At 64.3% G+C, this 23,055-nt stretch carries 19 protein-coding genes; 11 read left to right on the plus strand and 8 right to left on the minus strand.

The window, feature by feature from the left end:
• Both K0F86_RS02805 and K0F86_RS02810 read left to right on the plus strand, forming a co-directional pair.
• A partial coding sequence (locus tag K0F86_RS02805; protein ID WP_219132817.1) for a PadR family transcriptional regulator occupies nucleotides 1–383 on the plus strand: 383 nt, incomplete at its 5' end.
• Nucleotides 384–405: 22 nt separating this feature from the next.
• Nucleotides 406–1,233, plus strand: coding sequence for a siderophore-interacting protein (locus K0F86_RS02810; protein ID WP_219132818.1), 828 nt, complete (start codon nucleotides 406–408; stop codon nucleotides 1,231–1,233).
• A gap of 102 nt (nucleotides 1,234–1,335) precedes the next feature.
• Here K0F86_RS02810 and K0F86_RS02815 read toward each other — a convergent pair whose 3' ends face one another.
• Together K0F86_RS02815 and K0F86_RS02820 are read right to left on the minus strand one after the other, a co-directional pair.
• A complete protein-coding gene (locus K0F86_RS02815) occupies nucleotides 1,336–1,920 on the minus strand; it encodes a response regulator transcription factor (protein ID WP_219132819.1) in 585 nt (194 codons plus the stop codon).
• A gap of 32 nt (nucleotides 1,921–1,952) precedes the next feature.
• The gene (locus tag K0F86_RS02820; protein WP_257571955.1) at nucleotides 1,953–3,965 is read right to left on the minus strand and encodes a PAS domain S-box protein; all 2,013 of its coding nucleotides are present in this window, start codon (nucleotides 3,963–3,965) and stop codon (nucleotides 1,953–1,955) included.
• Between the two features lie 136 nt (nucleotides 3,966–4,101).
• Here K0F86_RS02820 and K0F86_RS02825 point away from each other — a divergent pair, with 136 nt between their 5' ends.
• From K0F86_RS02825 to K0F86_RS02855, 7 genes are all read left to right on the plus strand, one after another.
• Nucleotides 4,102–5,094, plus strand: coding sequence for a TRAP transporter substrate-binding protein (locus tag K0F86_RS02825; RefSeq protein WP_374197258.1), 993 nt, complete (start codon nucleotides 4,102–4,104; stop codon nucleotides 5,092–5,094).
• Nucleotides 5,095–5,209: 115 nt separating this feature from the next.
• Complete coding sequence (locus K0F86_RS02830) at nucleotides 5,210–5,782, plus strand: TRAP transporter small permease (RefSeq protein ID WP_219132821.1); 573 nt, start codon at nucleotides 5,210–5,212, stop codon at nucleotides 5,780–5,782.
• Nucleotides 5,779–7,059, plus strand: coding sequence for a TRAP transporter large permease (locus K0F86_RS02835; RefSeq protein WP_219132822.1), 1,281 nt, complete (start codon nucleotides 5,779–5,781; stop codon nucleotides 7,057–7,059). The genes K0F86_RS02830 and K0F86_RS02835 overlap by 4 nt, the downstream gene beginning before the upstream one ends.
• Before the next feature lie 425 nt (nucleotides 7,060–7,484).
• Entirely contained in the window at nucleotides 7,485–7,985 is a 501-nt protein-coding gene (locus K0F86_RS02840) for a methylated-DNA--[protein]-cysteine S-methyltransferase (RefSeq protein WP_219132823.1), read from the plus strand.
• A complete protein-coding gene (xerD, locus tag K0F86_RS02845; RefSeq protein WP_219132824.1) occupies nucleotides 7,982–8,899 on the plus strand; it encodes a site-specific tyrosine recombinase XerD in 918 nt (305 codons plus the stop codon). Before K0F86_RS02840 ends, xerD begins: the two co-directional genes overlap by 4 nt.
• A gap of 80 nt (nucleotides 8,900–8,979) precedes the next feature.
• Nucleotides 8,980–9,186, plus strand: coding sequence for a hypothetical protein (locus K0F86_RS27305; protein ID WP_071075595.1), 207 nt, complete (start codon nucleotides 8,980–8,982; stop codon nucleotides 9,184–9,186).
• Nucleotides 9,187–9,475: 289 nt separating this feature from the next.
• Entirely contained in the window at nucleotides 9,476–10,630 is a 1,155-nt protein-coding gene (locus tag K0F86_RS02855; RefSeq protein WP_219132826.1) for an acyltransferase, read from the plus strand.
• Between the two features lie 125 nt (nucleotides 10,631–10,755).
• Here the strand turns inward: K0F86_RS02855 and K0F86_RS02860 are convergent, their stop codons facing one another.
• Genes K0F86_RS02860 through K0F86_RS02870 form a run of 3 tightly spaced genes read right to left on the minus strand, consistent with a single transcriptional unit; the run spans nucleotide 10,756 to nucleotide 16,241 of the window.
• Nucleotides 10,756–12,033: a TolC family protein gene (locus tag K0F86_RS02860; protein WP_219132827.1), complete on the minus strand. Its 1,278-nt coding sequence runs from the start codon at nucleotides 12,031–12,033 to the stop codon at nucleotides 10,756–10,758.
• On the minus strand, nucleotides 12,020–15,124 hold the full coding sequence (locus K0F86_RS02865) for an efflux RND transporter permease subunit (protein WP_219132828.1): 3,105 nt from the start codon (nucleotides 15,122–15,124) through the stop codon (nucleotides 12,020–12,022). Before K0F86_RS02865 ends, K0F86_RS02860 begins: the two co-directional genes overlap by 14 nt.
• Nucleotides 15,117–16,241: an efflux RND transporter periplasmic adaptor subunit gene (locus tag K0F86_RS02870; RefSeq protein ID WP_219132829.1), complete on the minus strand. Its 1,125-nt coding sequence runs from the start codon at nucleotides 16,239–16,241 to the stop codon at nucleotides 15,117–15,119. Before K0F86_RS02870 ends, K0F86_RS02865 begins: the two co-directional genes overlap by 8 nt.
• A 238-nt stretch (nucleotides 16,242–16,479) precedes the next feature.
• Between K0F86_RS02870 and K0F86_RS02875 the strand changes: the two genes are divergently transcribed.
• Nucleotides 16,480–17,160, plus strand: a complete 681-nt coding sequence (locus tag K0F86_RS02875) for a response regulator transcription factor (RefSeq protein ID WP_219132830.1) — start codon at nucleotides 16,480–16,482, stop codon at nucleotides 17,158–17,160.
• A complete protein-coding gene (locus K0F86_RS02880) occupies nucleotides 17,153–18,550 on the plus strand; it encodes a cell wall metabolism sensor histidine kinase WalK (protein ID WP_219132831.1) in 1,398 nt (465 codons plus the stop codon). The genes K0F86_RS02875 and K0F86_RS02880 overlap by 8 nt, the downstream gene beginning before the upstream one ends.
• Here the strand turns inward: K0F86_RS02880 and K0F86_RS02885 are convergent.
• The 3 genes from K0F86_RS02885 to K0F86_RS02895 all read right to left on the minus strand — a co-directional run bounded on the left by K0F86_RS02885 (nucleotide 18,542) and on the right by K0F86_RS02895 (nucleotide 23,053).
• Nucleotides 18,542–18,853, minus strand: coding sequence for a hypothetical protein (locus tag K0F86_RS02885; RefSeq protein ID WP_219132832.1), 312 nt, complete (start codon nucleotides 18,851–18,853; stop codon nucleotides 18,542–18,544). The two genes, K0F86_RS02880 and K0F86_RS02885, sit on opposite strands and share 9 nt — an antisense overlap.
• A complete protein-coding gene (locus K0F86_RS02890; protein WP_099762251.1) occupies nucleotides 18,853–19,575 on the minus strand; it encodes an MgtC/SapB family protein in 723 nt (240 codons plus the stop codon). Before K0F86_RS02890 ends, K0F86_RS02885 begins: the two co-directional genes overlap by 1 nt.
• Nucleotides 19,576–19,939: 364 nt before the next feature.
• The gene (locus K0F86_RS02895) at nucleotides 19,940–23,053 is read right to left on the minus strand and encodes an efflux RND transporter permease subunit (protein ID WP_219132833.1); all 3,114 of its coding nucleotides are present in this window, start codon (nucleotides 23,051–23,053) and stop codon (nucleotides 19,940–19,942) included.
• Nucleotides 23,054–23,055 lie beyond the last annotated feature (2 nt).

Raw genomic sequence — 23,055 nt, forward strand, 5'->3', positions numbered from 1 at the left:
AAATCATCAAGGCCATCGAAGAGCGTTGCGGCGGCGCCTACGCCCCCAGCCCCGGCGCCGTGTATCCGACCTTGACCTTGCTGGAAGAGCAGGACCATGTGACGTCCTCCGAAAGCGCCAGCGGCAAGAAGCTCTACACGATCACGGACCTGGGGCGCGCCTATCTCGACGAGAACCGCGCCCAGGTGGACGGCATCCTGGCCCGCCTCGACATGTTCGCCCGCGTCCAGGCCCGCAAGGCCTTGCCCGAGCGCGTGCACCAGGCCATGCACACCCTCAAGCATGCGCTGTTACTGAACAAGACCAACTGGAGCGAGGCGGAAGCCGAACGCGTGTCCGCCGTGCTGGAACAGGCGGCGAACGCCATCGTCGACGGCCACTGAGCCCACTTTACAAGGATCAGCAATGACTACTGCCTCACCAGCAACACCACGCCCGCACGCCATCGAGCGCGTGCGGCATGAATTGAAACTGCGCGTGCTCACCGTCGTGCGCACCGAGCAGCTGACGCCGCACATGCGCCGCATCACCTTGGCCGGCGACGATCTGGACGGCTTTGTCTCGCCCGCGCACGACGATCACGTGAAACTGTTCTTCCCCGCCCTGGGGCAGACTACCCCCGTGTTTCCCGTGCTGGGCAATGGCGCCAATCCCATCCAGTATGCCGAGGGGGCGCGTCCCATCGCCCGCAACTACACGCCGCGCCGCTACGACGCCGAACGGCGCGAGCTGGAAATCGACTTCGTGCTGCATGGCGACGGGCCTGCATCGCTGTGGGCGGCGCAAGCGGCGCCGGGGCAGACCCTGGGCGTGGGTGGTCCGCGCGGCTCGATGCTGGTGCCGCTCGACTTCGACTGGTATGTGCTGGTGGGCGACCAGACGGCACTGCCGGCGATCGCCCGCCGCCTGGAGCAGCTGCCGGCCACGGCGCGGGCGATGGCCGTGATCGAGATCGTCGAAGACGGCGAACAGATCGCGCTCGATAGCGCGGCGCAGCTGGACGTGCGCTGGGTGGCGCGCAATGGCCGCCAGGGGCCGCTGCTGCTGGAAGCGTTGGCGCAGGTCGCCTTGCCGCAGGATGGCGACGGTTACGTGTGGGTGGCGTGCGAGCATGCGCAGGTGCAGGGCTTGCGCGGGCATTTTATTGAAGCCGGGGTGCTGAAGCAGCATCTGCATGTGGCCAGTTACTGGAAGCATGGGGCGGCGGAGCACCATGAGCATCACGATGAGTGATGGTGGTGGTGTCGGGTTACGCGCTTTGCGCTAACCCGACCTACGCTGCGAATGAGATCGTAGGTCGGATTAGCGCAGCGTAATCCGACATCACCCGCAGCATCACTTCAACAACCCCGCCAGCTCCACCGCCGTCTTGACCTGCATCTTGTCGAAGATATGCGCGCGGTGGACTTCCACGGTGCGCATGCTGATGCCCAGCTTGTCGGCCACCACCTTGTTCATCTTGCCCGCCAAAATCAGGTCCAGCACTTCGCGTTCGCGCGTCGACAGCGTGGCCAGGCGCGCGTGCACGGCGGCCAGCTCGCCCGCCTGGCGCGAGTTGGCCAGGCCCTGCTGCACGCGGTCCATCAGGTCGTTGTCGTTGAATGGCTTTTCAAAGAAATCGAAGGCGCCCCGTTTCAGGCTGTCGACGGCCATCGGCACGTCGCCGTGGCCGGTAAGGAAAATCACCGGCAGGCGCGCCGTCAGGTCGCGCTTGACCAGCTGGTCGAACAGGGCGATGCCGTTCATGTCGGGCATGCGCACGTCGAGCAGCACGCAGTCGCCGGCGGCGTCGAAGTTGCCGTCGAGGCTATCGAGAAATTGCTGGGCGCTGGCGTAGCTGCGCGCCTCGATGCTGCGCGATGCGGCCAGCCAGGACAGCGAGTCGCGTACGACCTCTTCGTCGTCGATGATGTGTAGCATGGTGTCTCCGGCTCGTCGTTATTGGTTATTGGTTAGTGCTTAGTGCGCGGCGCGGCCGGCACGCTGAATGTAAAGATGGTACCGCCAGCGGGGTTGGCGCCGAAGGTCAGTGCGCCGCCGTGAAATTCGATGGCGGTGCGGCAGATGTTCAGGCCCATGCCCATGCCTTCGGACTTGGTCGAGAAAAACGGCGAAAACAGCCGTTCGGCCACATCTTGCGCAATGCCGTGGCCATGGTCGATCACGTCCACCGTCACCATGCCCTGCTGCGCGTCGTGGCTGGCCCGCAGGCGCATGATACGCCGTCCCGGCGCCGCATCCTGCATGGCCTCGATGGCGTTGCGCGTCAGGTTCAGCAGTACTTGTTCGATCATCACGGGGTCGGCGCGCAGCAGCGGCAGGTCGGCAGGGATTTCTTCCTGGATGGTGACATAGTATTTGCGCGCCTGCAGGTCGATCAGCGCGCGGATGCCGTCGATCAGGGTGCGGATGGCGATATCCTGGCGCTGCGGCTCGCTCTTGCGCACGAAATCGTGCACGCTGCGGATGATCTGGCCGGCCCGCTGCGCCTGCGCGCCGGCCTGCTCCAGCGCCGGCTTCAGGGTGTTCGGATCGACGGGCGCGTCATGCTCGATGGCGCGGCGGATCAAATTCAAGGCGCCCGTCGTGTAGCTGGAGATGGCCGCCAGCGGCTGGTTCAGTTCATGCGCCAGCATCGAGGCCAGTTCGCCCATGGTGGCCAGGCGCGAACTGGTTTGCAGTTTTTCCTGCTGCTGGCGATTCAGTTCCTCGACCCGCTTGCGGTCCGAGATATCGAGCACGGAGCCCATCCAGCCTGTCTGCTTGCCATTCTTGTCCACCAGCGGCGCTTCGAAGATCAGCACGGCCACGCGCGTGCCGTCCGGGCGCTGGAAATAGGTTTCGAACTGCGGCGTGGGATTGCCGGCCAGGGCCTTGACGAAGCGCTGCTGGTATTCCTCCAGTGCTTCCGGCACCCAGTAGGGCATGGGCGGCAAACGGCCCAGGATTTCCTCGGCCGGATAGCCGACGATCTGGCAGAACGCGGGATTCACGTACGTGACGCGGCCTTCCAGGTCGCGCGCGCGCATGCCCGTCACCAGCGAGTTTTCCATCGCCGTGCGAAACAGCATCTGCTGGCGCAGCGCCCCTTCGGCCACCAGGCGGCGCGAAATATGCCGCCACAGGGCCAGCAAGCTCCACAGCAAACCCAGCGACAGGGCGATGACGGAGCCGACCAGCAGATTGGGCAGCAGCTTGGGCTGGCTTTTCACGCTGTCGGTAAACAGGGTGATGGTGGCGCCGGGCACGTCGAGCGCGCGCTTGTGCGTGTACACGCCGTGGCCGGGACCGGCGGCGGCGCGCCGTGCCAGCACCTTGTCGTCGCGGTCGATCAGCGAAATCTGGTTATCCTGGGCGAACCACCACGGCACCATTTCATCGAGCAGGCTGCTGATCTGGTAAGTGGCCACCAGGCTGCCCACATAGCGCTGGCCATCGAACAGGGGCTGGTGGTAATCCATCAGCATGGCGCCCGGCGGCGCGTCGGGAAAGCCGCTTTGCTGCGACGGCTGGGCGTACTGGCCCCGGTGCAGGCGGCGCGCATTGTCGGCCGCCGTCAGCGAGGCCGGCGAAAACGACAGCGCATGCGGCAGATTGCTGTCGCTGCTGGCCAGCACCTTGCCGCTGGTGTCGAGCCACAGCACGCGCTGCAGTTCGCGGCCATTGCGCAGCATCTGCTGCAGCCGTTCGTGCACCTTTTCCGCCGACAGGGAGCTGCTGGCGATGTCCACGCCCAGGTTGAACAGGCTTTCCTCGTTGCGCGCCAACTGGAAGCGGATGGTCTGCTCCACCCACAGGGTATCGGCGATCAATTGTTCCTGGCGCTCGTTGCTTTCCATCTGGCGCGCCTGCCAGGGCAGCCAGAACAGGATGGACAGGAACAGCAGCAGCAGGATGACGGGCAGCAGCCAGCGCATCGGGCTCGATAGCTTGACGCGGCGTGCAAGGGTGGGGGGAGTCGGCATGGCTGGCAGGGTAGCGGCTTATCGGGAGCCGGCTATTGTGGTTAACCACAATAGCCGGGGCAGTTTCTTTGGCACAATATCCAAGTAGACAAATAACAAAGTTTTTAAAAAAACCACTCAGGAGACAAGAATGCAGATGAAAACCATGCTCGTCGCGCTGTGCGCGGCCATCGGCGCCACCGCCGGCGTCCACGCTTACGCGCAAGCCCCCATCGTCATCAAGTTCAGCCACGTCGTGGCCACGGACACCCCAAAAGGCCAGGCCGCCGAACGCTTCAAGCAGTTGGCCGAAAAAGCCACGAATGGCAAGGTCAAGGTCGAACTGTACCCGAACAGCCAGCTGTACAAGGACAAGGAAGAACTCGAAGCGCTGCAGCTGGGCGCCGTGCAGATGCTGGCGCCGTCGCTGGCCAAGTTCGGCCCGCTGGGCGTGAAGGAATTCGAAGCGTTCGACCTGCCCTACATCTTCCCCACCAAGACGGCGCTGTACAACGTCACCGAAGGCGAAATCGGCAAGAGCCTGCTGAAAAAACTGGAACCCAAGGGTATCACGGGCCTGGCTTACTGGGACAATGGCTTCAAGGTGATGTCGGCCAACAAGCCGCTGCACAATCCGGCCGACTTCAAGGGCCTGAAGATGCGCATCCAGTCGTCCAAGGTGCTCGACGCGCAGATGCGCGCGCTGGGCGCCAATCCGCAGGTACTGGCCTTCTCGGAAGTGTATCAGGCGCTGCAGACGGGCGTGGTCGACGGCACGGAAAATCCGCCATCGAATATGTACACGCAAAAGATGCATGAAGTGCAAAAGCACGTGACCATATCGAACCACGGTTACCTGGGCTATGCCGTCATCGTCAACAAGAAATTCTGGGATGGCTTGCCGCCCGATATCCGCGGCCAGCTGGAAAAAGCCATGCGCGAGGCGACCACGTTTGAAAAGGCCATCGCCCAGCGCGACAACGACCAGGCCCTCGAGGCCATCAAGAAAGCGGGCAAGACGCAGATCTATACCCTGACGGTGCAGGAACAAGCCGAGTGGCGCCGCGCGCTGGCGCCCGTGCAGAAGGCCATGGAAGGGCGCATCGGCAAGGATCTGATCTCGGCCATCAACAAGGAAAGCGCGAAGTAATCGCGCTGGCCGCGCCACCGGGCGCGGCTGTCAGGGACATCCTGTCTTTCTGTAGTAACGGCACCTGCGCGTCCTGCGCGGGTGCCAGCGTACCCGCATTCTTTGAAAGTCCACCATGAAATTTCTGGATCACCTGGAAGAGTGGCTGATCGCGTCCCTGATGGGCGCAGCCACCTTCATCATCTTCGTCGCGGTCGTGCACCGCTACCTGGCAGGCTTGCCGATACCGGTCGTGCAGGACTTCCTGATTCAAATCAATACCAGCTGGGCCCAGGAACTGTGCATCTACATGTTCGTCTGGATGGCCAAGTTCGGCGCCGCGTATGGCGTGCGCACGGGCATCCACGTGGGCGTCGACGTGCTGATCAACCGCATGAACCCGCGCTGGCGCGACCGCTTCATCGTCTTCGGCCTGGCCGCCGGCGCCCTGTTTACGGGCATCGTGGGTACCCTGGGCGCCAGCTTCGTGTGGTCGATCGGCCACACGGAGCAGACTTCGGCCGACATGGAAGTGCCGATGTGGCTGGTCTACCTGGCCGTGCCGCTCGGTTCCTACCTGATGTGCTTCCGCTTCCTGCAGGTCATGGTGCATTTCATCAAGACGGGCGCCTTGCCGAAACACGACCACTCGCACGTCGAGGGGCTGGAAGAGGAATTGACGGCGGAAGAAAAAGGAGCCAAGGCATGAACGCGCTGATCATTTTTGTGTTGCTGCTGGCGCTGATGCTGACCGGCATGCCGATCTCCATCTCGCTGGGCCTGACGGTATTGACGTTCCTGTTTACCATGACCAGCGTGCCCATCGAATCGGTGGCCCTGAAGATTTTCACGGGCATCGAGAAATTCGAGATCATGGCCATCCCCTTCTTCATTTTGGCGGGCAACTTCCTCACGCATGGCGGGGTGGCGCGGCGCATGATCAACTTCGCCAGCTCCATGGTGGGTCACTGGCATGGCGGCCTGGCGCTGGCCGGCGTGATGGCGTGCGCGCTGTTTGCCGCCGTTTCCGGCTCCAGCCCTGCCACGGTGGTGGCCATCGGTTCCATCATCCTGCCGGCCATGGTCAAGCAGGGCTATCCACGCGGCTTCGGCGCCGGCGTCATCACCACCTCGGGCGCGCTGGGCATTTTGATTCCGCCGTCGATCGTGATGGTGATGTATTCCGTCAGCACGAATACTTCGGTGGGCAAGCTGTTCATGGCGGGCGTAATTCCCGGCATGATGCTGGCCATGCTGCTGGGCCTGACCACGTGGTTTTTGGCGCGCAAGAACAACTATCCGCGCATGAAAAAAGCCAGCTGGGGCGAGCGCTTCGTCACCTTCAAGAAGAGCGCCTGGGGCCTGCTGCTGATCGTCATCGTCATGGGCGGCATCTACTCGGGCGCGTTTACGCCCACGGAAGCGGCCGCCATGGCTGCCGTGTACGCCTTCATCATCGCCGTCTTCGTCTACAAGGACTTGAAGATCAAGCAAGTGGGCAAGGTCTTGCTCGATTCGGCCGCCATGTCGGCGATGCTGTTGTACATCATCACCAATGCCGTGCTGTTCTCGTTCCTGATGACCAGCGAAAACATCCCGCAAGCGATGGCCGAGTGGATCACGGGCAAGGGCCTGGGCGTGATCAGCTTCTTGCTGGTGGTCAACGTCTTGCTGTTGTTGGCTGGTAACGTCATGGAACCATCGTCGATCGTGCTGATCATGGCGCCGATTTTGTTCCCCGTGGCCATGAAGCTGGGCATCGATCCTGTGCACTTCGGCATCTTGATCGTGGTCAATATGGAGGTCGGCATGTGCCATCCGCCTGTGGGCCTGAACCTGTACGTGGCGTCCGGCATCACCAAGATGGGCATTTCGGAGCTGACCGTGGCCGTGATGCCGTGGCTGCTGACGATGCTGGCCTTCCTGATGCTGATTACCTACGTACCACAAATCTCGCTGTGGCTGCCAAATTTAATTTACAACTAAAACAGTTGTCCCCGTCATGCTGCAAAAAAAGTCGATCCGGCCGAATAAATGCGCTATGATGGGCAGCCTTAAGGGGAAACACGTATATGCTTATACGCCCTGGTAGCAAGGCTGAAAGACAGAATTGGTAACAAAGTTGGTGGGGGAGTAGTCTATAAAAACGGTATTGATACCGGGGATATATTGAGGAGACACACGTTTCACAGAAGTTGTTGAGTCATCGCTGTCTGCCGCAACAAGTCGGCACCGGCGGACCCAAACGACCGGGAACGTGAAGCAATATTTGAAGCGCACCGGCTGGTGCGCTTTTTTTTCGTGTGCGGGAAACGTCCGCCCACCTGTCCGAAGACGGTGCATAATCGCCAGAATGCACTATGGGGCACCTGCAGGTTGTATATTTGCCACACTTGAATAATGATCAGCAGATGAAAAAACAACAGGGAAGTGAGCTGTTCAGTGCCATCGTGGCCGCGCCGTTCGGCGCCATGGGCGTGCGCGCGCAGGACGGCCAGTTGCGCGAACTGGTCTACCTGCCGCCGCACTTCGCCGAAAAGGCGGCGCAGGATGCCGTCTCCGAGCTAGCGTGCCAGCAATTGGCGCGCTATTTCCGCGACCCTGATTATGTCTTTGATTTGCCGCTGGCCGAACTGGGCAGCGCCTACCAGCAACGCGTATGGGCGGCGATCACGGGCATCCCGCGCGGCCAGGTGCGCACGTATGGCGATGTGGCGCGGTTCATCGGCTCGGCGCCGCGCGCCGTGGGCCAGGCCTGCGGCGCCAACTGGTATCCCGTGCTCATTCCGTGTCACCGCGTCACGGCTGCCGGCGGCCTGGGCGGCTTTGCCCACCACGACGATGCCAGCGGTTTTCACCTGGGCGTCAAGCGCTGGCTGCTGGCGCATGAAGGCGTCGAAGGTTACGCATGATGAACAGCCTGCTGGCGCCCGATAACGCCACCCTGATCGATGAATTCTGCGACAGCCTGTGGCTGGAAGACGGCCTGTCGAAAAACTCGCTGGACGCCTACCGGCGCGACATGCGCCTGTTCGCCCGCTGGCTGGAAGTGGCGCGACCCGGACACGAGAGCTTGTACGAGGTATCCACGGCCGACATCGAAGCGTATTTCGCCGCCCGCCACGACGAGAGCAAGGCGACGTCGTCGAACCGGCGGCTGTCCGTGCTCAAGCGTTTTTACCAGCTGGCCTTGCGGCACAAGCATATCGCGGCTGACCCGTGCCTGAAGATGGTCTCGGCCAGGCAGCCCGCGCGCTTCGTGCATACCCTGAGCGAAGCGCAGGTGGAAGCGCTGCTGGCGGCGCCCGACGTGAGCACGCCGCTGGGCCTGCGCGAGCGCACCATGCTGGAACTCATGTATGCGAGCGGCTTGCGCGTGTCGGAACTGGTGGACTTGAAATCCGTGGAGCTGAGCCTGAACGATGGCGTGCTGCGCATCACGGGCAAGGGTAGCAAGACGCGGCTGGTGCCGTTCGGTGAGCAGGCGCGGCTGTGGATCGAGCGCTACCTGAAGGAAGCGCGCGGCGTCATCCTCGATGGCCAGATGGACGATGCGCTGTTCGTCACGCGGCGCGGGGGCGCCATGACGCGGCAAATGTTCTGGGTCATCATCAAGAAACATGCGCTGAACGCGGGCCTCACGGCGCCGCTGTCGCCGCACACCCTGCGCCATGCGTTCGCCACGCATTTGCTGAACCATGGCGCGGACTTGCGTGTTGTGCAATTGTTACTGGGACACTCCGATATCTCCACCACGCAGATTTACACGCATGTGGCCCGCGAACGGCTGAAACTGCTGCATGCGCAGCATCATCCGCGAGGCTAAACATTTGGTGTTTGGTCCAATTACGTCATAATGTGCCTTATGTGCTTATCTGTAACATCTAAAAACTAAAGAGGTAGTAAATGGCCAAGACAAATTTCCAATACGAAAAACGGCAAAAAGAGCTGGAAAAGAAGAAGAAAGCCGAGGAAAAAGCCAGGCGCAAGCTGGAAGCGAAAAACAATCCCAAGGCTGCCGATGGCACTGAAGGCGAAGAAGCAGATGCAGACGATGCCGATGACGCCGCAGATGCGGCGGCCGAAGGCGACGCGCCCGCCCAGCCGCAGTAATTGCCCGCTCCTGATGACCGGTGCGGCACCGCCGCGCCGGCATCTCTTCGTTCTGCATTTCCCCCTCCTGTTATAAGCGCGCCTGCAACCTGCCTTGGCAGGTATCGTCGCCACTGCCCGCAGCTCTGGCGTGACGCCGTTTCCGGTCTGCAACACATCGTCGCGCTTGCGCTGGCGCCAGCTGGAAGGCAGGATGAGGCGCATGGACAACAGTTATCCAATTTGTAATCAGGCGGACATATGGTAATGTTACCATCCGTGTACTATATTTCAATAAGATGCACGGCTAATGAATACTCGCACCCAGCTTAATCCCCGTCATGTGATCGGACTCGATGCGCTGCGCTTCATTGCCGCCATGCTGGTGGTGGCCTACCACTACGGTTTCTGGTTCTGGGTCGATCCATCGCCCGTTTCCTCGCCCGGCCTGCAGCATCTGATTTCCTTCCCTGAACTGTTTTCTTCTACCCATTTCGGCTGGGTCGGCGTGCAAATATTTTTTGTCATTTCCGGCTTTGTGATCGCGTTTTCCGGCGAACGGGCAGGCGCGTATGCGTTTCTGGTCAGTCGTGTGGTGCGCCTCGGGCCCGGCGTATGGATATGCGCTAGCGCGACCCTTGTGGCCGTGCTGATCGGCGGCGAATGGAGTGTCTACCACACGCTGCGGGCTTATTTGCATAGCGTATTGTTTATCCCGGTCGCGCCCTGGATCGATTACGCCTATTGGACATTGGGCATCGAAATCGTCTTTTACTCGCTCGTTTTCCTGCTGGTCTTGCGCGGGAAATTTGTCTGGATCAATCGCCTCGCCATTGTTGTCGGCCTGGTCAGCGCCCTGTTCTGGCTGATGGCATGGATGGCGAGCATTGGGGACGCAGGGCCGTTCGCCCAGCTGATGCAGCAATTGCGCCGCTCCAGAATCCTGGCGTTGTTGCTGGTACATCACGGTATCTTCTTTGCTCTCGGCATTTTTCTGTGGCTGGCGCTGGTCAAGCACCGCAGCCGCGAAAACCAGCTGTGGTGCGTATTCTTTTGCGCCGCCGGCTGCCTGCAGATTGCCCTCACTGCGGCGGCGACGAACCAGACGACGGGCAGTGCCTTTTCAGCCTGGACGCCAGTGCTGTTCTGGCTGGGGGCGGTGGTCTGGGTGGTGCTTTCCGTGCGCAAGAATCATCGCGTGCATGCGCTGCCGCAGTGGTTTTTGCGTTGGTTGAAAACGGCCGGCATGATGACATTTCCCTTGTACTTGCTGCACCAGGTGGCGGGCGCGCAACTGATGAGCAGCCTGGTGCAAGCCGGTGCCGGGCGCTGGGTCGCGCTGGGCGGCGCGCTGCTCTTTTCCCTGTGTGGCGCATGGCTGGTGGCCGTGCATGCCGAGCCGGCCCTGCAGCGTCTGACGAAGCAGGTGCTGCTGCGCGTCGGGACGCGTTTCAGTTTTGGCTAGGACGGCGATTTGACGGACGTCATCACACCCCCCGCTCGGCGACAAATTCCGCGTTATTCACCAACGCCCAGCGCACGGCCGAGACGTTGCCTTCCAGGCTTCGAGGCTGTCACGCCTACCTTCCGCTACAGGGTGGGCCGCTGGCCGATCGCCAGTTGCAGCTGTGTGCTGGCGATGGCCACATCGGCGCGCGCCTGCAGATAGCCCTGGTAGGCGTCGTCGGCCGAGTGCTGCGCGGCCAGCCATTCCAGCAGCGAGGCATTACCGCTGAAGTAGGACAGGCGGATGCCGTCAACGACCTTTTGCGCATCGAGCAGCACGCCGTCGCGGTAACGCGCCAGGCGCTCCTGCGCCGTGCGCAGATGCAGCTGCGCCGCGCGCACGTCCGTTTCCGCTTTCAACTCGGCCTGGCGCAAGGCCAGCATCGCTTGCGTGACGCCGGCCTCGGCTTGCACCACGTCGCCCTTGTCGCGCCGCGACAGCGGGATGGGGATGGCCAGCGAGATGGACAGCGCGCGCGAACGGGGCGAGCCTTCCACCGGTTCGCCATGGGCATCGATGCCGTCGTGGTAGCCGCGCACGGCGGAGAGGCCCAGCGTCACGGTGGGATCAACGGAGCGGTTGGCGCGCACCAGCGCGGCGCCATCGCGCAGATTGTCGAGCGTGGCGCGGGCGATGCGCACATCGCTGCGTTCGCGCAGCGCCTGCGGCACGAGGATGGCGGTTTCGCCGCCCGCAAAGGCGGTGAAGTCGCATGCCAGCTGCGCATCGGGAAACAGCGCATCAAGCTGGCGCCCCAGCGGCGGCGACAGTTCCAGCATGGCGCCCTGCGCCTCGCTGCGTGCCTGCGCCAGTTCGGCCTGGAACTGGTCGCGTTCCACGCGCGACTGCAGCAGCTCGATGCCGCCCACGTCGCCCGCCTTGCGCCGCACCACGTTCGCCTCGACCACTTTCGACAGGGCCGCCAAGGTGTGCTCCTTGCGCACGAGTACCTCGCGCGTGCGGCACGCTTCCGTGTAGGCTGCCGCCGCAGTGGCGTACAGTTCGTTCCTGAAGCCGGCCACCGTTTCCTCGGCCACGGTGACATTGCTGCGCGCCGCTTTCAGGCGCGCGGCGCGCTTGCCGCCCGTCTCGATGGCCATGCTGATGGCTGGCGTCCAGGTGATGGGACGGCGTTCGATCGAACGCGGCGTTTCGCGCGCGGCGCCCAGCGTCAATTCCGGATCGGGGCGCAGGCCGGCGATGCCGATGCCGGCCCTGGCCGAGCCGATGCTCTCATTCTGCGCTTTCAGCTCCAGGCTGTGCGTTTCCACGGCGCTCAGGTAGGTGTCGAAGCTCAGGGGCGCGGCGATGGCGCATGGCGTCATCAGCCAGGCCGCCAGCAGTACATTAAAACGTGTCATGGTTTACTCCTTCGGTGTCGATCCGGCGTTGTTGTACGTGCGCCTCGATCAGGTAATACAGGGCCGGCAACAGCAGCAGGGTCAGCGCCGTCGCCGTCGCCAGGCCGCCCACCACCACCGTGGCCAGCGGGCGCTGCACGTCGCTGCCCAGGCCGGTGGCCAGCATGGCCGGCGTCAGGCCCAGCGCGGCCACGGTGGCCGTCATCAGCACGGGTCGCATGCGGTCGCGCGCGCCTTCGAGCACGGCATCGCGCAGGCTCTTGCCTTCGTCGGCGCGCAAACGGTTGATCTGCGCCAGCATCAGCACGGCATTCAATACCGCCACGCCGAACAGGGCGATGAAACCGACGGCGCTTGAGACATTCAAGGTCATGCCGCGCAGGTGCAGCGCGGCCAGGCCGCCCAGCATGGCCAGCGGCACGGCCAGCAAGACCAGGGCCGGCTGGCGCAGGTTGCGGAACTGGCCGAACAGCAGCAGGAACATGGCGCCCAGGGTCATCGGCAAGATGATGGCCAGGCGGCTTTCCGCGCGCTGCAGGTTTTCAAACTGGCCGCCCCATTCGACGCCGATGCGCTGGTGCTCGTCGGCGACGGTCTTGGCCACCAGCGGGCGCGCTTCGGCCAGGAAACCGGCCAGGTCGCGTCCGCGGGCGTTCAGGCGCACGATGATGTGGCGCCGTCCCATCTCGCGCACGATCACGCTTTCGCCCGAGGTGGTGCTGATCTGCGCCACCTGCGCCAGCGGCACCTTGGCGCCGTTGGCGGCCGTCAGCATCAGTTTGGCGATGGCGTCGGGGCTGGAACGCACCTCGGCGGGGAAGCGCACGGCGATGTCGTAGCTCTTCTCGCCCACGTACACCTGGCCGATGGGCGCGCCGCCGATGCCGGTCGAGATCAGGTCTGCCACGTCGGCCGCGTTGATGCCGTAGCGGGCCGCCTTTGCCCTGTCCAGCTCCACCTTCAGGTTGGGCAGCGGCGGCTCCACGTCCACCGCCACGTCGGAGGCGCCACGGACTGTTTTCAGCGCTTGCGCCACCCTGCCGGCGATGCCGCGCACTTCGTCGAGGTCGTCGCCGAAGATCTTCACCGTCAGGTCGCTGTGCGCGCCCGACAATTTATCCTGCACGCCGTCGATCATCGGCTGCATGAAGGCCACCGTGTAGCCGGGCATGCGCGCGAAGCGCTCGCTCATCTTGGCGATCAGCTGCTGCTTGTTCATGCCCGACTTCCAGCTTTTATAGGGATGCAGGCCCACGCTGGCCTCGATGTGCGACGGCGTCCAGTAGTCGGTGCCGTCGTCGTTGCGCCCCGTCTGCGTGACGATGGTCGACACTTCCGGGAACTCCAGCGCGGCGCGGCGCAGTTCACTGGCCATCTCGGACGCCTTGTCCAGGGTGATCCCGGGCGGCATCTGCACTTGCAGCCACAGCGAGCCCTCATCGAGATAGGGCAGGAAGTCGCGCCCGATGCTGCCGCCCAGCAGGGCAAGGCCCGCCAGCGAGGCGGCGCACACCATCGCCACCCAGCGCTTCTTGCCCACCATGCGATCGAGGAAGCGGCCATATGCTGCCGCCAGTTGTTCCAGCACGCGGTTATGGAAGGTGCGGCGCGGCTTGCGCAATGCCAGCCAGGCCAGGCCCGGAATCAGCACCAGCGCCACCACCAGCGCACCCACGAGTGCCGCGCCGACCGCATACGCCATCGGCGAGAACAGCTTGTATTCGATGCGCTGGAAGGCGAACAGGGGCAGGTAGGCGGCGATGATGACGGCCATGCCGAACATGATGGGGCGCGCTACCTGCAGGGTCGCCTCGATTGCGTCATCGATGGTGAGGGGCCGCTGCTGCTCGCGTTCGCGACGGCGCAGCATGTTTTCCAGCACCACCACGGAGCCGTCGACGAGGATGCCGAAGTCGATCGCGCCCAGCGACAGCAGGTTGGCGGGAATCTTAAAATGGTGCATGAAGATGAAGGCGATCAGCAGGGCCAGCGGAATCGTCAGCGCCACGATGGCGGCCGCGCGCGGGCTGCCCAGGAACAGCAGCAGCACCAGGGCCACCAGCAGCATGCCTTCGCCCAAGGTAAATCCCACCGTGTGCAGGGTGGCGTCGATCAGCGAGCTGCGATCCAGGTAGGCGACCACCTTGACGTCCTTCGGCAGCACATTGGCATTCAGGTCATCGACGGCCGCATGGATGCCCGCCAGCGCCTCGGAGGGATTGAAATCCTTCAGCAGCAGGGTGATGCCCTCGATGGTGTCGGGATTGTTGTCCTTGCCCAGGATGCCGCGCCGCTCCACGTTGCCGTAGGCGAGCTTGCCCAGGTCCTTCACCAGCACGGGTACGCCATTCTTGCTGCTGACGACCACGTTGCCCATGTCGTCGAGCGAGTGCAGCAAGCCCACGCCGCGCACCACGTACGATTGCTGGCCGCGGTCGATCACGCTGCCTCCGCCGCTGATGTTGTTGGCGTTGATGGCGTCCTTCACCTGCGCCAGCGAGAGGCCGTAGCTGTCCAGTTTTGCGGGATCGAGTTCCAGCATGAATTGCGTCGTCAGGCCGCCGAAATTGCTGACGTCGGCCACGCCGCGTACCTTTTGCAGGCGCGGGATGACCGTCCAGAACTGCAGCTCCGACAGTTCGCGCAGGGAGCGTGTTTTTGATTCCAGCGTGTAGCGGTAGATCTCGCCCGTGGGCGAAGTGTAGGGGTCGAGCCCCGGCTTGGCCTCGTACGGCAGGTTCACGCTGGCCAGGCGCTCCTGCAGCCGCTCGCGCGTGAAGTAGCCGTCGCTGCCATCCTCGAATACCACGGTGATCAGCGACAGCGCGAACAGGCTGCGCGTGCGCAGCACATGCATGCCGGGCGTGCCCAGCAAGGCGCGCTCCAGCGGTATCGTGATCTGCTGTTCGATTTCCTCGGCGCCCAGGCCCGGCACCTGCGTGACGATTTGCGAGGTGACGTCGGCGATGTCGGGATAGGCTTCGATGGGCAGCTGCTTCCAGCTGTAGATACCGTACAGGGTCACGCACAACAGTACCAGCCAGACGATGCCGCGCCGCCGGCAGCAGGTGGCGATGAAACGATCAACCATTGAGCAGCACTCCTTCCTTGACGACGATGCGTTCGCCCGCCTTCAGGCCGGAGACGATTTCCACCTGGTCGCCCCGGCTGGCGCCCACCTGCACCACGCGCGGTTCGAAACGCAGCGGGCCGCGTTCGACCATCACGCGCGTCACCAGACCGCTTTGCAGCAGCGCCGCCGCAGGCACCATCAGGCCGCGCCGGGTGGCGCCGGCGAAACCGGCGTGGGCGAACATGCCCGGCTTGAAAATGCCGGTGCGGTTGTCGATGGCCACGCGTACCTTGACGGTGCGCGTCTCGCTATCGAGCACGGCGCCCACATAGGCGACCTTGCCCTCAAAATCCTTGCCGGGCCAGGCGTCGAGCGTGATGCGGGCCGCCTGGCCGACGGCCACCTGCGCCAGGTCCCTTTCGGCCACGTTGGCCGACAGCCACACGGTGGAGAGATCCGCCACCGTCATGATGGGCGCGTTGATATCGTTCCAGTAGCCGCCTTGGGCGCCGCTCATCTCGATCACGGTGCCGGCGATCGGCGAGCGCAGGACGTAGTCGCGGCGCGAGCCGCCGGCGCTGGCGCCGTACTGTGCCAGCTTGTCGGCGCTGGCATGCGCATCGCTATTGGCCTGGTCGAAGGCCGCCTGGGCAGCCTCGTAATCCTTGTGCGCGGCGATCTCCGCCTCGAACAGGGTTTTTTGGCGCTGCAGTTCCTGGCGCGCTTGCAGCAGGGCGGACCTGGCCTTGCTATCGTCCGCGTGCGCGGCGCTCAGCTCCGCCGAATCGAGGGTGAACAGGGCATCGCCGGCCTTGACGCTGTCGCCCAGGGCGCGCTGCAGGCGCGTAATGCGCCCCGACAGGGGCGGCGTGATTTTCACCAGCTTTTCCGGCATCGCTTCGATGCTGCCCGGCGCATCGGTCTGCGTGGCGATATCCTGTTCTTCCGCCGGCGCGATCTGCAGGCGCTGGCGCAGTGGCGACGTTTTCGGCACCGTGATGGTGCCGTCGTCCAGATGCATCGATTGGACGGGCGGCGTGGCCGCCGCCGTCGGTTTGGCGCAGCCGGCCAGGGCCGAGCAGGCGAGAGCGAGGGCGCAGCTGGCGCCCAGGGCGTTGCGGGTGGTCGTGTTCATCCCGTGTTTCCTTGTTATTGATGGTGATGGGGCATGCGTGGATGCCGTGCCCAGGCGGGCGGTCAGAGGGGAGCGCGGGCAGCGATATGACAGCGCCGGAAAAGCATAGCAATGTCGTCCTGAAGAAGCTCCCAAGAACGCCTGAATCATTCTTCAGGTTCGGTGCGCGCAGGCCACGGCGCGGTAAAATGCAAGGATGGAAAATGCGGGAAAACGCAGCACAATGGGAAAGGCAGGCATGAGAATCCTCCTGGTGGAAGATGACCGCAAGGCGGCGCGCCTGCTGGCGCGGGGCTTGCAGGAAGAGGGCTTCGTCGTCGACGTGGCGCACAGCGCCGAAGAGGGTGAGGACGAAAGCTATGCCGTCGCTTACGACTTGATCGTGCTGGACTGGATGTTGCCGGGCAAACAGGGCATCGACTTTTGCCGCGATTTGCGCGCGCGCGCCATCCAGACGCCCGTGCTGATGCTGACCGCGCGCGACGCCACGGCCGACCGCGTGGCGGGCCTGAACATGGGCGCCGACGATTACCTCACCAAACCGTTTGAATTCGAGGAGCTGCTGGCGCGCATCCGCGCGCTGCTGCGCCGCTCCGACATCAGCCGCCCGCTGGTGCTGGCGCTGGCCGACCTGACGCTCGATCCCGTCAGCCACCAGGCGATGCGGGCCGGCGCGCCGCTGGTGCTCACGCCCAAGGAATACGCGATTTTGTTGATCCTGCTGCGCCAGGCGGGCGAGGTGGTCAGCCGCGCGCGCCTGGCCGAGCAGATCTGGCAGGCGGACCTGATCGGCATCGACAACCTGATCGACGTCCACGTGCGCAATTTGCGCGGCAAGGTCGATGCGCCGGGCCTGCCGCCGTTGATCCACACGGTGCGCGGACGCGGTTTCCGCCTGGCGGAAAACAACGGTGGCTAGCTTCCGCAAGCGCCTGCTGCGGGTGCACCTGGCCGTCATCCTTGCCATCGTCGCCTGTACCGCGCTGGCCGGCTATTGGGGCTTGTCGCGCGCCGTGCATGGCCAGCTCGATGCGGCCCTGCTGGCGCTGGCCGAGACGGAAATGGCCATGCTGCCGGCCGCCCCGCGCCAGCCCGTGCAGGTGCACGAGGTGGCGTCGGGCCTGGCGCCGCCGTCATTGATGCGGCTGGACCGCCTGGTGCAGATCATCGATGGCGAAGGCCGCGTGCTGGCGCGCAGCCGTAACCTGGAGGCGGCGCAGCTGCCGGTGTCACCCATCCTGCTGGCGCGCCTGGCGGCCGGCGAGACCGTCTTCGAAACCCTGCCCAAGTTCGGCGAGGAGCCGCTGCGCATGGTTTCCATCCCCGTACCCGCTTCCGGCTTGCGCCTGGCGGTGCAGGTGGCCGGTTCGCTCGATGACGTCAATCACGTGCTGGCCGCGGCCACCGTGCTGTTTGGCGCCATGGCGCTGGCCTTGCTGGGCGCCGTCGGGCTGGCCGGCGAAATGCTCACGCGTCGCGTGCTGGGCGCCATCGACGACGTGGTGCGGCAAGCCCATTGCATCGGCGAGGCCAGCCTGGGCTGGCGCCTGCCGCATCCCGGCACGCCCGATGAAATCGGCCGCCTGGTCGATACCCTGAACGCCATGCTGGAGCGCCTGGAACACGGCTATGACGCGCAGCGCCGCTTCACGGCCGACGCCTCGCATGAATTGCGCTCGCCCCTGTCGCGCCTGCGCACGGAAATCGAAATCACCCTGCGCCGCCCGCGCGACACGCCCGAGTATGTCGATGCGCTGGCCTCCTGCCTCGATGAAGTGCAGCGGTTGACGACCCTGGTGGAAGAATTGCTGATGCTCACGCGCCTGGACGTGGGCCAGGAGCGCAATGCCGTGGAAACCATCGCGCTCAATCCGCTCGTGCGGGCGGCCGCGCAGCGGCTGGAAAAGGCGGCAGCGCAGCGCGGCATCCGCATCGTCTTTGATGACAGTATGGCCGTGCAGGCCCGGGTGGCGGCAGGCCCCGTCGACCTGGTGCTGGCCAATCTGCTCGATAACGCCGTGAAGTTTTCGCCGCCCGACAGCGTCATCACCGTGTACGTGGCGCGCGATGGCGAACATGCGATCGTCGGCGTGGCCGATGCGGGACCGGGCATCGGCGTGGAAGACTTGCCGCATCTGTTCGAGCGTTTTTACCGGGGCGCCCAGGCGCGCGCGGGCGAGGCGCCGGGTTTCGGCCTGGGCCTGGCCCTGTCGCAAGCCATCGTGCACGCGTATGGCGGCAGTATCGAGGCGCGGAACCGCCCGCAAGGCGGCGCGCTGTTCCTCATGCGCCTGCCCGCTTCAAGCTGAAGGCGCGACGCCTTCCCAGCGCACCTGCCGCACTTGCGGCCAGGCGCCCGCGCGGTTGACGAAGCGCACCAGCACGGCGCGCTGCACGGCCAGGCACAGCACCGTGGCGATCAGCTGCACCACCTGCCTGGCCTCGTCCCAGCTGCGCAGCATCTGCGACGGCGCCAGGCCCGCGCCTTTCAGTTCGGCCAGCAGCAGGCGCACCACGTGGTCGGCTTGCGCGGCGGGGCAGGTGACGGTCAGGCGGTAGGTGGCGACGGCCGGCCCCCGTTGTACGAACCACAGCATCCATTTTTTCATCATCAGACTCCCCGTTCGGCGACAAATTCCGCGTTGTTCACCAGCGCCCAGCGCACGGCCGAGACGCTGCCTTCCAGGCTGACCTGGCTGACGATCTGCTCCAGCAATCCCAGGCTGGACAAGGGCGTGAGCAGGTCGGCGCGCACTTCGATGCGCCCGGCCTGCGCCGCGTCTTCGCTGTGCAGGGATTGCAGCATCAGCGCCGGCATGCCGCTGATCAGGCGCAGCATCAGCTTGCGCACCTGCACTTCCTGCTCCGCCTCGCACACAGCCGTCACGCGGTAGATGCTTTCCGTCTCGATGCCCGCCTCGCTGCCGTGGGCGTTGATGCGTTGCGCCAGGTGGCGCAGCACCAGGTTGGCGACCAGCACGAAGCCCGTGCCGATGGCCGCTTCCAGCGCGAAACCGAGTCCGCACAGCACGCCGATGGCGGCCGAGCACCACAGGGTGGCGGCCGTGTTCAGGCCGCGCACGGTCATGCCCTCGCGCATGATGACGCCGGCACCGAGAAAGCCGATGCCCGACACCACCTGCGCGGCGATGCGCAGGTGGCCATCGGGATCGCCTTCGAGTACGGAAACCATCACGAACAGCGAGGCGCCGACGGACACCAGCGCGTTCGTGCGCAGGCCCGCCATGCGCTGGCGCAGCTGGCGTTCGGCGCCGATCATGGCGCCCAGGGTCAATGCCGCGGCAACGCGCAGCGCAAAATCAAATACCACCATCAGTTTCTCCCGGCTGGGGAGGAACAGGCGAGTGCAAGAGCGAAGACAATTCGCCCCGAAAGGGGGCAGCAGACGATAACGGTGGAACGATGAGGAGGGAAGTGGCGGCGAATGGACATCGCCGCTGGTAAAACCGCACCTTGCCGAGGGCAGGGCGGGCGGAATGCGCGCGTCTTGCCTAAGGCCGATCGCCGATGGTCAATCGACTACTGTCACTGGAACAAGCACCCACGAGTCACTCCATATCATTGATAACGGGGGACAGTCTAGCCAGTGGGGCCGCTTTGGTCAACTGAAGCTCTCTTCAGGAAGCCGCCGCGTCGTCCCCGCCAATGCGGGGACGGTGAAGGCGACCGGTGGAAACTTAATGGGCTGCGGGTGCCTGGTCAGCGTCGGCATGGGCATGCTCGCCGCCACCGAAAAAGCGCGCGGCGCGCTTGCCCAGGCTGTCGAGGTAGGTGTAGGCGACGGGCACCACCACCAGCGTCAATAGCGTCGAGGTGATGACGCCGCCGATGACGGCGCGGCCCATGGGCGCCTGCGATTCACCGCCGTCGCCCATGCCGATGGCCATCGGCAGCATGCCGAAGACCATCGCCAGGGTCGTCATCAGGATGGGGCGCAAGCGCACTTGCCCCGCTTCCATCAGCGCTTCAAACTGCCCCAGGCCTTCGCGCTGGCGCTGGTTGGTGAAGTCCACCAGCAAAATCGCATTCTTGGTGACCAGGCCCATGAGCATGATGAAGCCGATCACGGAGAAAATGTTCAGGGTGCTGCCCGTCATGAGGAGGGCCAGCAGCACGCCGATCAAGGAGAGCGGCAACGACACCATGATGGCGATCGGCTGCAAAAAGCTGCCGAACTGCGACGCCAGCACCAGGTAGATGAAGATCACGGCGATCCCCAGCGCCATCATCGCGCCGCCCATGGTTTCGGCCATCTGCTGCGCATTGCCGGCCACGTCGAAGCGCACGCCCGGTGGCAGGTCGATGGATTTCATGGCTTTCTGCACGTCGGCGTCGACGTCGCCGGCAGGGCGGCCCTGCACGCCCGCATAGATGGCGACGCGGCGCTGCAAGGCCTGGCGTTTCAGCACTTGCGGGCTGGACGAGGGCACGAATTCGACCACCTGGCGCAGCGGAATCATGATGGGCTTGCCGTTCGCGTCAAACTTGCTGGACGCCAGCGACAGGTCGGCCAGGTCGGCCACCTTTTGCCGGCCTGACTTGGGCAGCTGCACGTTGACGTCATAGTTTTGCCCGTCGGACGCCAGCCAGTGGCTGACCGTGTCGCCCGCCACGAACGGCCGCAGGGCATTGCCGATCTGCTGCACCGATAAACCCAGGTCGCTGGCCAGCTCATTGTTGATCTTCACGGTGGTCGACGGATTGGCGCCTTCCTGGCTGTACTCCATGTCGGCCAGGCCCTTGATGGTGCGCATCTTGTCCATCAGGCGGTGTGCCACCGTATCGAGCTTGCCTTCGTCCGTGCCGAGGATGGCGATGAAGATGGGGCGGTTGCCGACCGACAGGGTAATGCCGGCAATCGGCGCCAGGCGTTCGCGGATCAGTTTTTCCAGTTCCTGCTGCGAGCGGCGCTTGTGCGTCTTGATGTCCGTCAGCTTCAGGTTCACTTCGGCCGCGTTGCGTCCATCGGGCGTGCCGATATTGGCCACCAGGCTGTCGATCTCGGGAAATTCTTTCAAGGCCGTTTCGATCTGGCGCACTTTGCTGTCCGTGTATTCGAGGCTGGAGCCGACGGGCGTCTTGAAGCGCAGGTTGACCCAGCCCTGGTCCGTCTCGGGGAACATCTCGCCGCCGATCATCGGCACGAGCATCAGGCTGCCCGCGAACAGGGCGAAGGCCGTGGCCAAGGTCGTCTTGCGCCAGCGCAGGGCAATGCCCAGTACCTTGCCATACCAGACGTGCAGGCGGTCGATGCCCGTCTCGATCCAGGCCATGAAGCGGCCCAGCCACGGCGCGTACTTGAAGCGGTCCTTGACGGGGTCGCGCCAGACGGACGACAGCATGGGGTCGAGCGTGAAGCTGACGAACAGGGAGACGAGCACGGCGACGGCCACGGTGATGCCGAACTGCAGGAAGAAGCGGCCGATGATGCCGTCCATGAAGGCGACGGGCACGAACACGGCGACGATGGCGAACGTGGTGGCCATCACGGCGAGGCCGATTTCATTGGTGCCGTCGTTGGCCGCCTGGTAGTGGCTCTTGCCCATGCCCAGGTGGCGCACGATGTTTTCGCGCACCACGATGGCGTCATCGATCAACAGGCCGATGCACAAGGACAGCGCCATCAGGGTCAAAAAGTTCAGCGTAAAACCAAACGCCTTCATGGCGATGAAGCTGGCCAGCACGGAGATCGGCAGGGTCAAGCCCGTGATGATGGTCGAGCGCCACGAGTGCAGGAACAGGAAGACGATCACCATGGTCAGCACGGCGCCTTCGATGATGGTGCGCTTGACGTTATCGAGCTGGCTTTGCACGCGTTCCGATTCGTCGTCGAGCACGCGCAGCTTGATATCGGGCGGCAGCGTCTTTTGCAGGTCCGCCGCCACTTTCAGGATGCCGGTGCCCACTTCGACCACGTTGGCGTCCTGCACCTTGGTGATTTCCATGGTCACGGCTTGCTGGCCGTTCATGCGCGAAATCGACAGTTCTTCCTGCTCGCCGTCGACCACGGTGGCCACCTGGTCCAGGTAGACGGGGCCGACGGCGCGGCGCGCGACGATGATCTTGCCGAATTCGCGCGCATCCTTGATCTTGCCTTCCACGCGCACCAGCTGTTCGGCCGCGCCATGGCTGATCGAGCCGGCCGGCAAATTGGTATTCGTCGCCTGGATGGCGCGGATGACTTCATCGACGCCGATGCCCTGGGCATTGAGCTCGATCGGCTTCATGCTGATGAGGATCTGGCGCGCGCGCAGGCCGCGCAGCTTGACTTGTCCCACGCCGGCCACGCCCTGGAAGCGCTTGCTGATGATCTGCTCCGTCATGGTCGACAGCGAGCGCAGGTCATGCCCGGTGGATGTGAGCACGATGGTGGCGATGGGGCGTTCGTTGTCGCCTTCGGCGCGCGCGATGAACGGGTCCTTGGCTTCCTTCGGGAAGCGCGGGCGCACCAGCGCCACCTTGTCGCGCAAGTCCTGCATGGCCTTGTCCATGTTGGTCGACAGCTCGAATTCCAGATAGACGCCGGCGCGCCCTTCCCACGAGTTGGCGCGGATGGTCTTGATGCCGCTGACGGTGTTGACGGCGTCCTCGATGGGGCGCGTGATGTCGTTTTCCACCGCTTCCGGCGAGGCGCCCGGGTAGTTCACTTCAATGGCGGCGAACGGGAACTGCACGCTGGGCATGCTCTCCACGCCCAGGCCCCGGTAGGAAAATATACCGAGCACCACCAGCGCCACCATGACCATGGTGGCGAAGACGGGGTTTTGAATACTGACTTTGGTCATCCACATGG

The sequence above is a fragment of the Janthinobacterium sp. UMAB-60 genome (assembly GCF_900095235.1).
Lineage (GTDB): Bacteria > Pseudomonadota > Gammaproteobacteria > Burkholderiales > Burkholderiaceae_D > Janthinobacterium.

Excerpts from the sequence above, each read along its gene's own strand:
- K0F86_RS02840 (WP_219132823.1), top strand. The coding sequence starts at position 7,485 with ATGAAAAAACAACAGGGAAGTGAGCTGTTCAGTGCCATCGTGGCCGCG.
- K0F86_RS02870 (WP_219132829.1), bottom strand. The coding sequence starts at position 16,241 with ATGAACACGACCACCCGCAACGCCCTGGGCGCCAGCTGCGCCCTCGCT.
- K0F86_RS02885 (WP_219132832.1), bottom strand. The coding sequence starts at position 18,853 with ATGATGAAAAAATGGATGCTGTGGTTCGTACAACGGGGGCCGGCCGTC.
- K0F86_RS02855 (WP_219132826.1), top strand. The coding sequence starts at position 9,476 with ATGAATACTCGCACCCAGCTTAATCCCCGTCATGTGATCGGACTCGAT.
- K0F86_RS02815 (WP_219132819.1), bottom strand. The coding sequence starts at position 1,920 with ATGCTACACATCATCGACGACGAAGAGGTCGTACGCGACTCGCTGTCC.
- K0F86_RS02825 (WP_374197258.1), top strand. The coding sequence starts at position 4,102 with ATGAAAACCATGCTCGTCGCGCTGTGCGCGGCCATCGGCGCCACCGCC.
- K0F86_RS02860 (WP_219132827.1), bottom strand. The coding sequence starts at position 12,033 with ATGACACGTTTTAATGTACTGCTGGCGGCCTGGCTGATGACGCCATGC.
- K0F86_RS27305 (WP_071075595.1), top strand. The coding sequence starts at position 8,980 with ATGGCCAAGACAAATTTCCAATACGAAAAACGGCAAAAAGAGCTGGAA.
- K0F86_RS02875 (WP_219132830.1), top strand. The coding sequence starts at position 16,480 with ATGAGAATCCTCCTGGTGGAAGATGACCGCAAGGCGGCGCGCCTGCTG.
- K0F86_RS02890 (WP_099762251.1), bottom strand. The coding sequence starts at position 19,575 with ATGGTGGTATTTGATTTTGCGCTGCGCGTTGCCGCGGCATTGACCCTG.
- K0F86_RS02835 (WP_219132822.1), top strand. The coding sequence starts at position 5,779 with ATGAACGCGCTGATCATTTTTGTGTTGCTGCTGGCGCTGATGCTGACC.
- xerD (WP_219132824.1), top strand. The coding sequence starts at position 7,982 with ATGATGAACAGCCTGCTGGCGCCCGATAACGCCACCCTGATCGATGAA.
- K0F86_RS02830 (WP_219132821.1), top strand. The coding sequence starts at position 5,210 with ATGAAATTTCTGGATCACCTGGAAGAGTGGCTGATCGCGTCCCTGATG.
- K0F86_RS02820 (WP_257571955.1), bottom strand. The coding sequence starts at position 3,965 with ATGCCGACTCCCCCCACCCTTGCACGCCGCGTCAAGCTATCGAGCCCG.
- K0F86_RS02895 (WP_219132833.1), bottom strand. The coding sequence starts at position 23,053 with ATGTGGATGACCAAAGTCAGTATTCAAAACCCCGTCTTCGCCACCATG.
- K0F86_RS02865 (WP_219132828.1), bottom strand. The coding sequence starts at position 15,124 with ATGGTTGATCGTTTCATCGCCACCTGCTGCCGGCGGCGCGGCATCGTC.
- K0F86_RS02810 (WP_219132818.1), top strand. The coding sequence starts at position 406 with ATGACTACTGCCTCACCAGCAACACCACGCCCGCACGCCATCGAGCGC.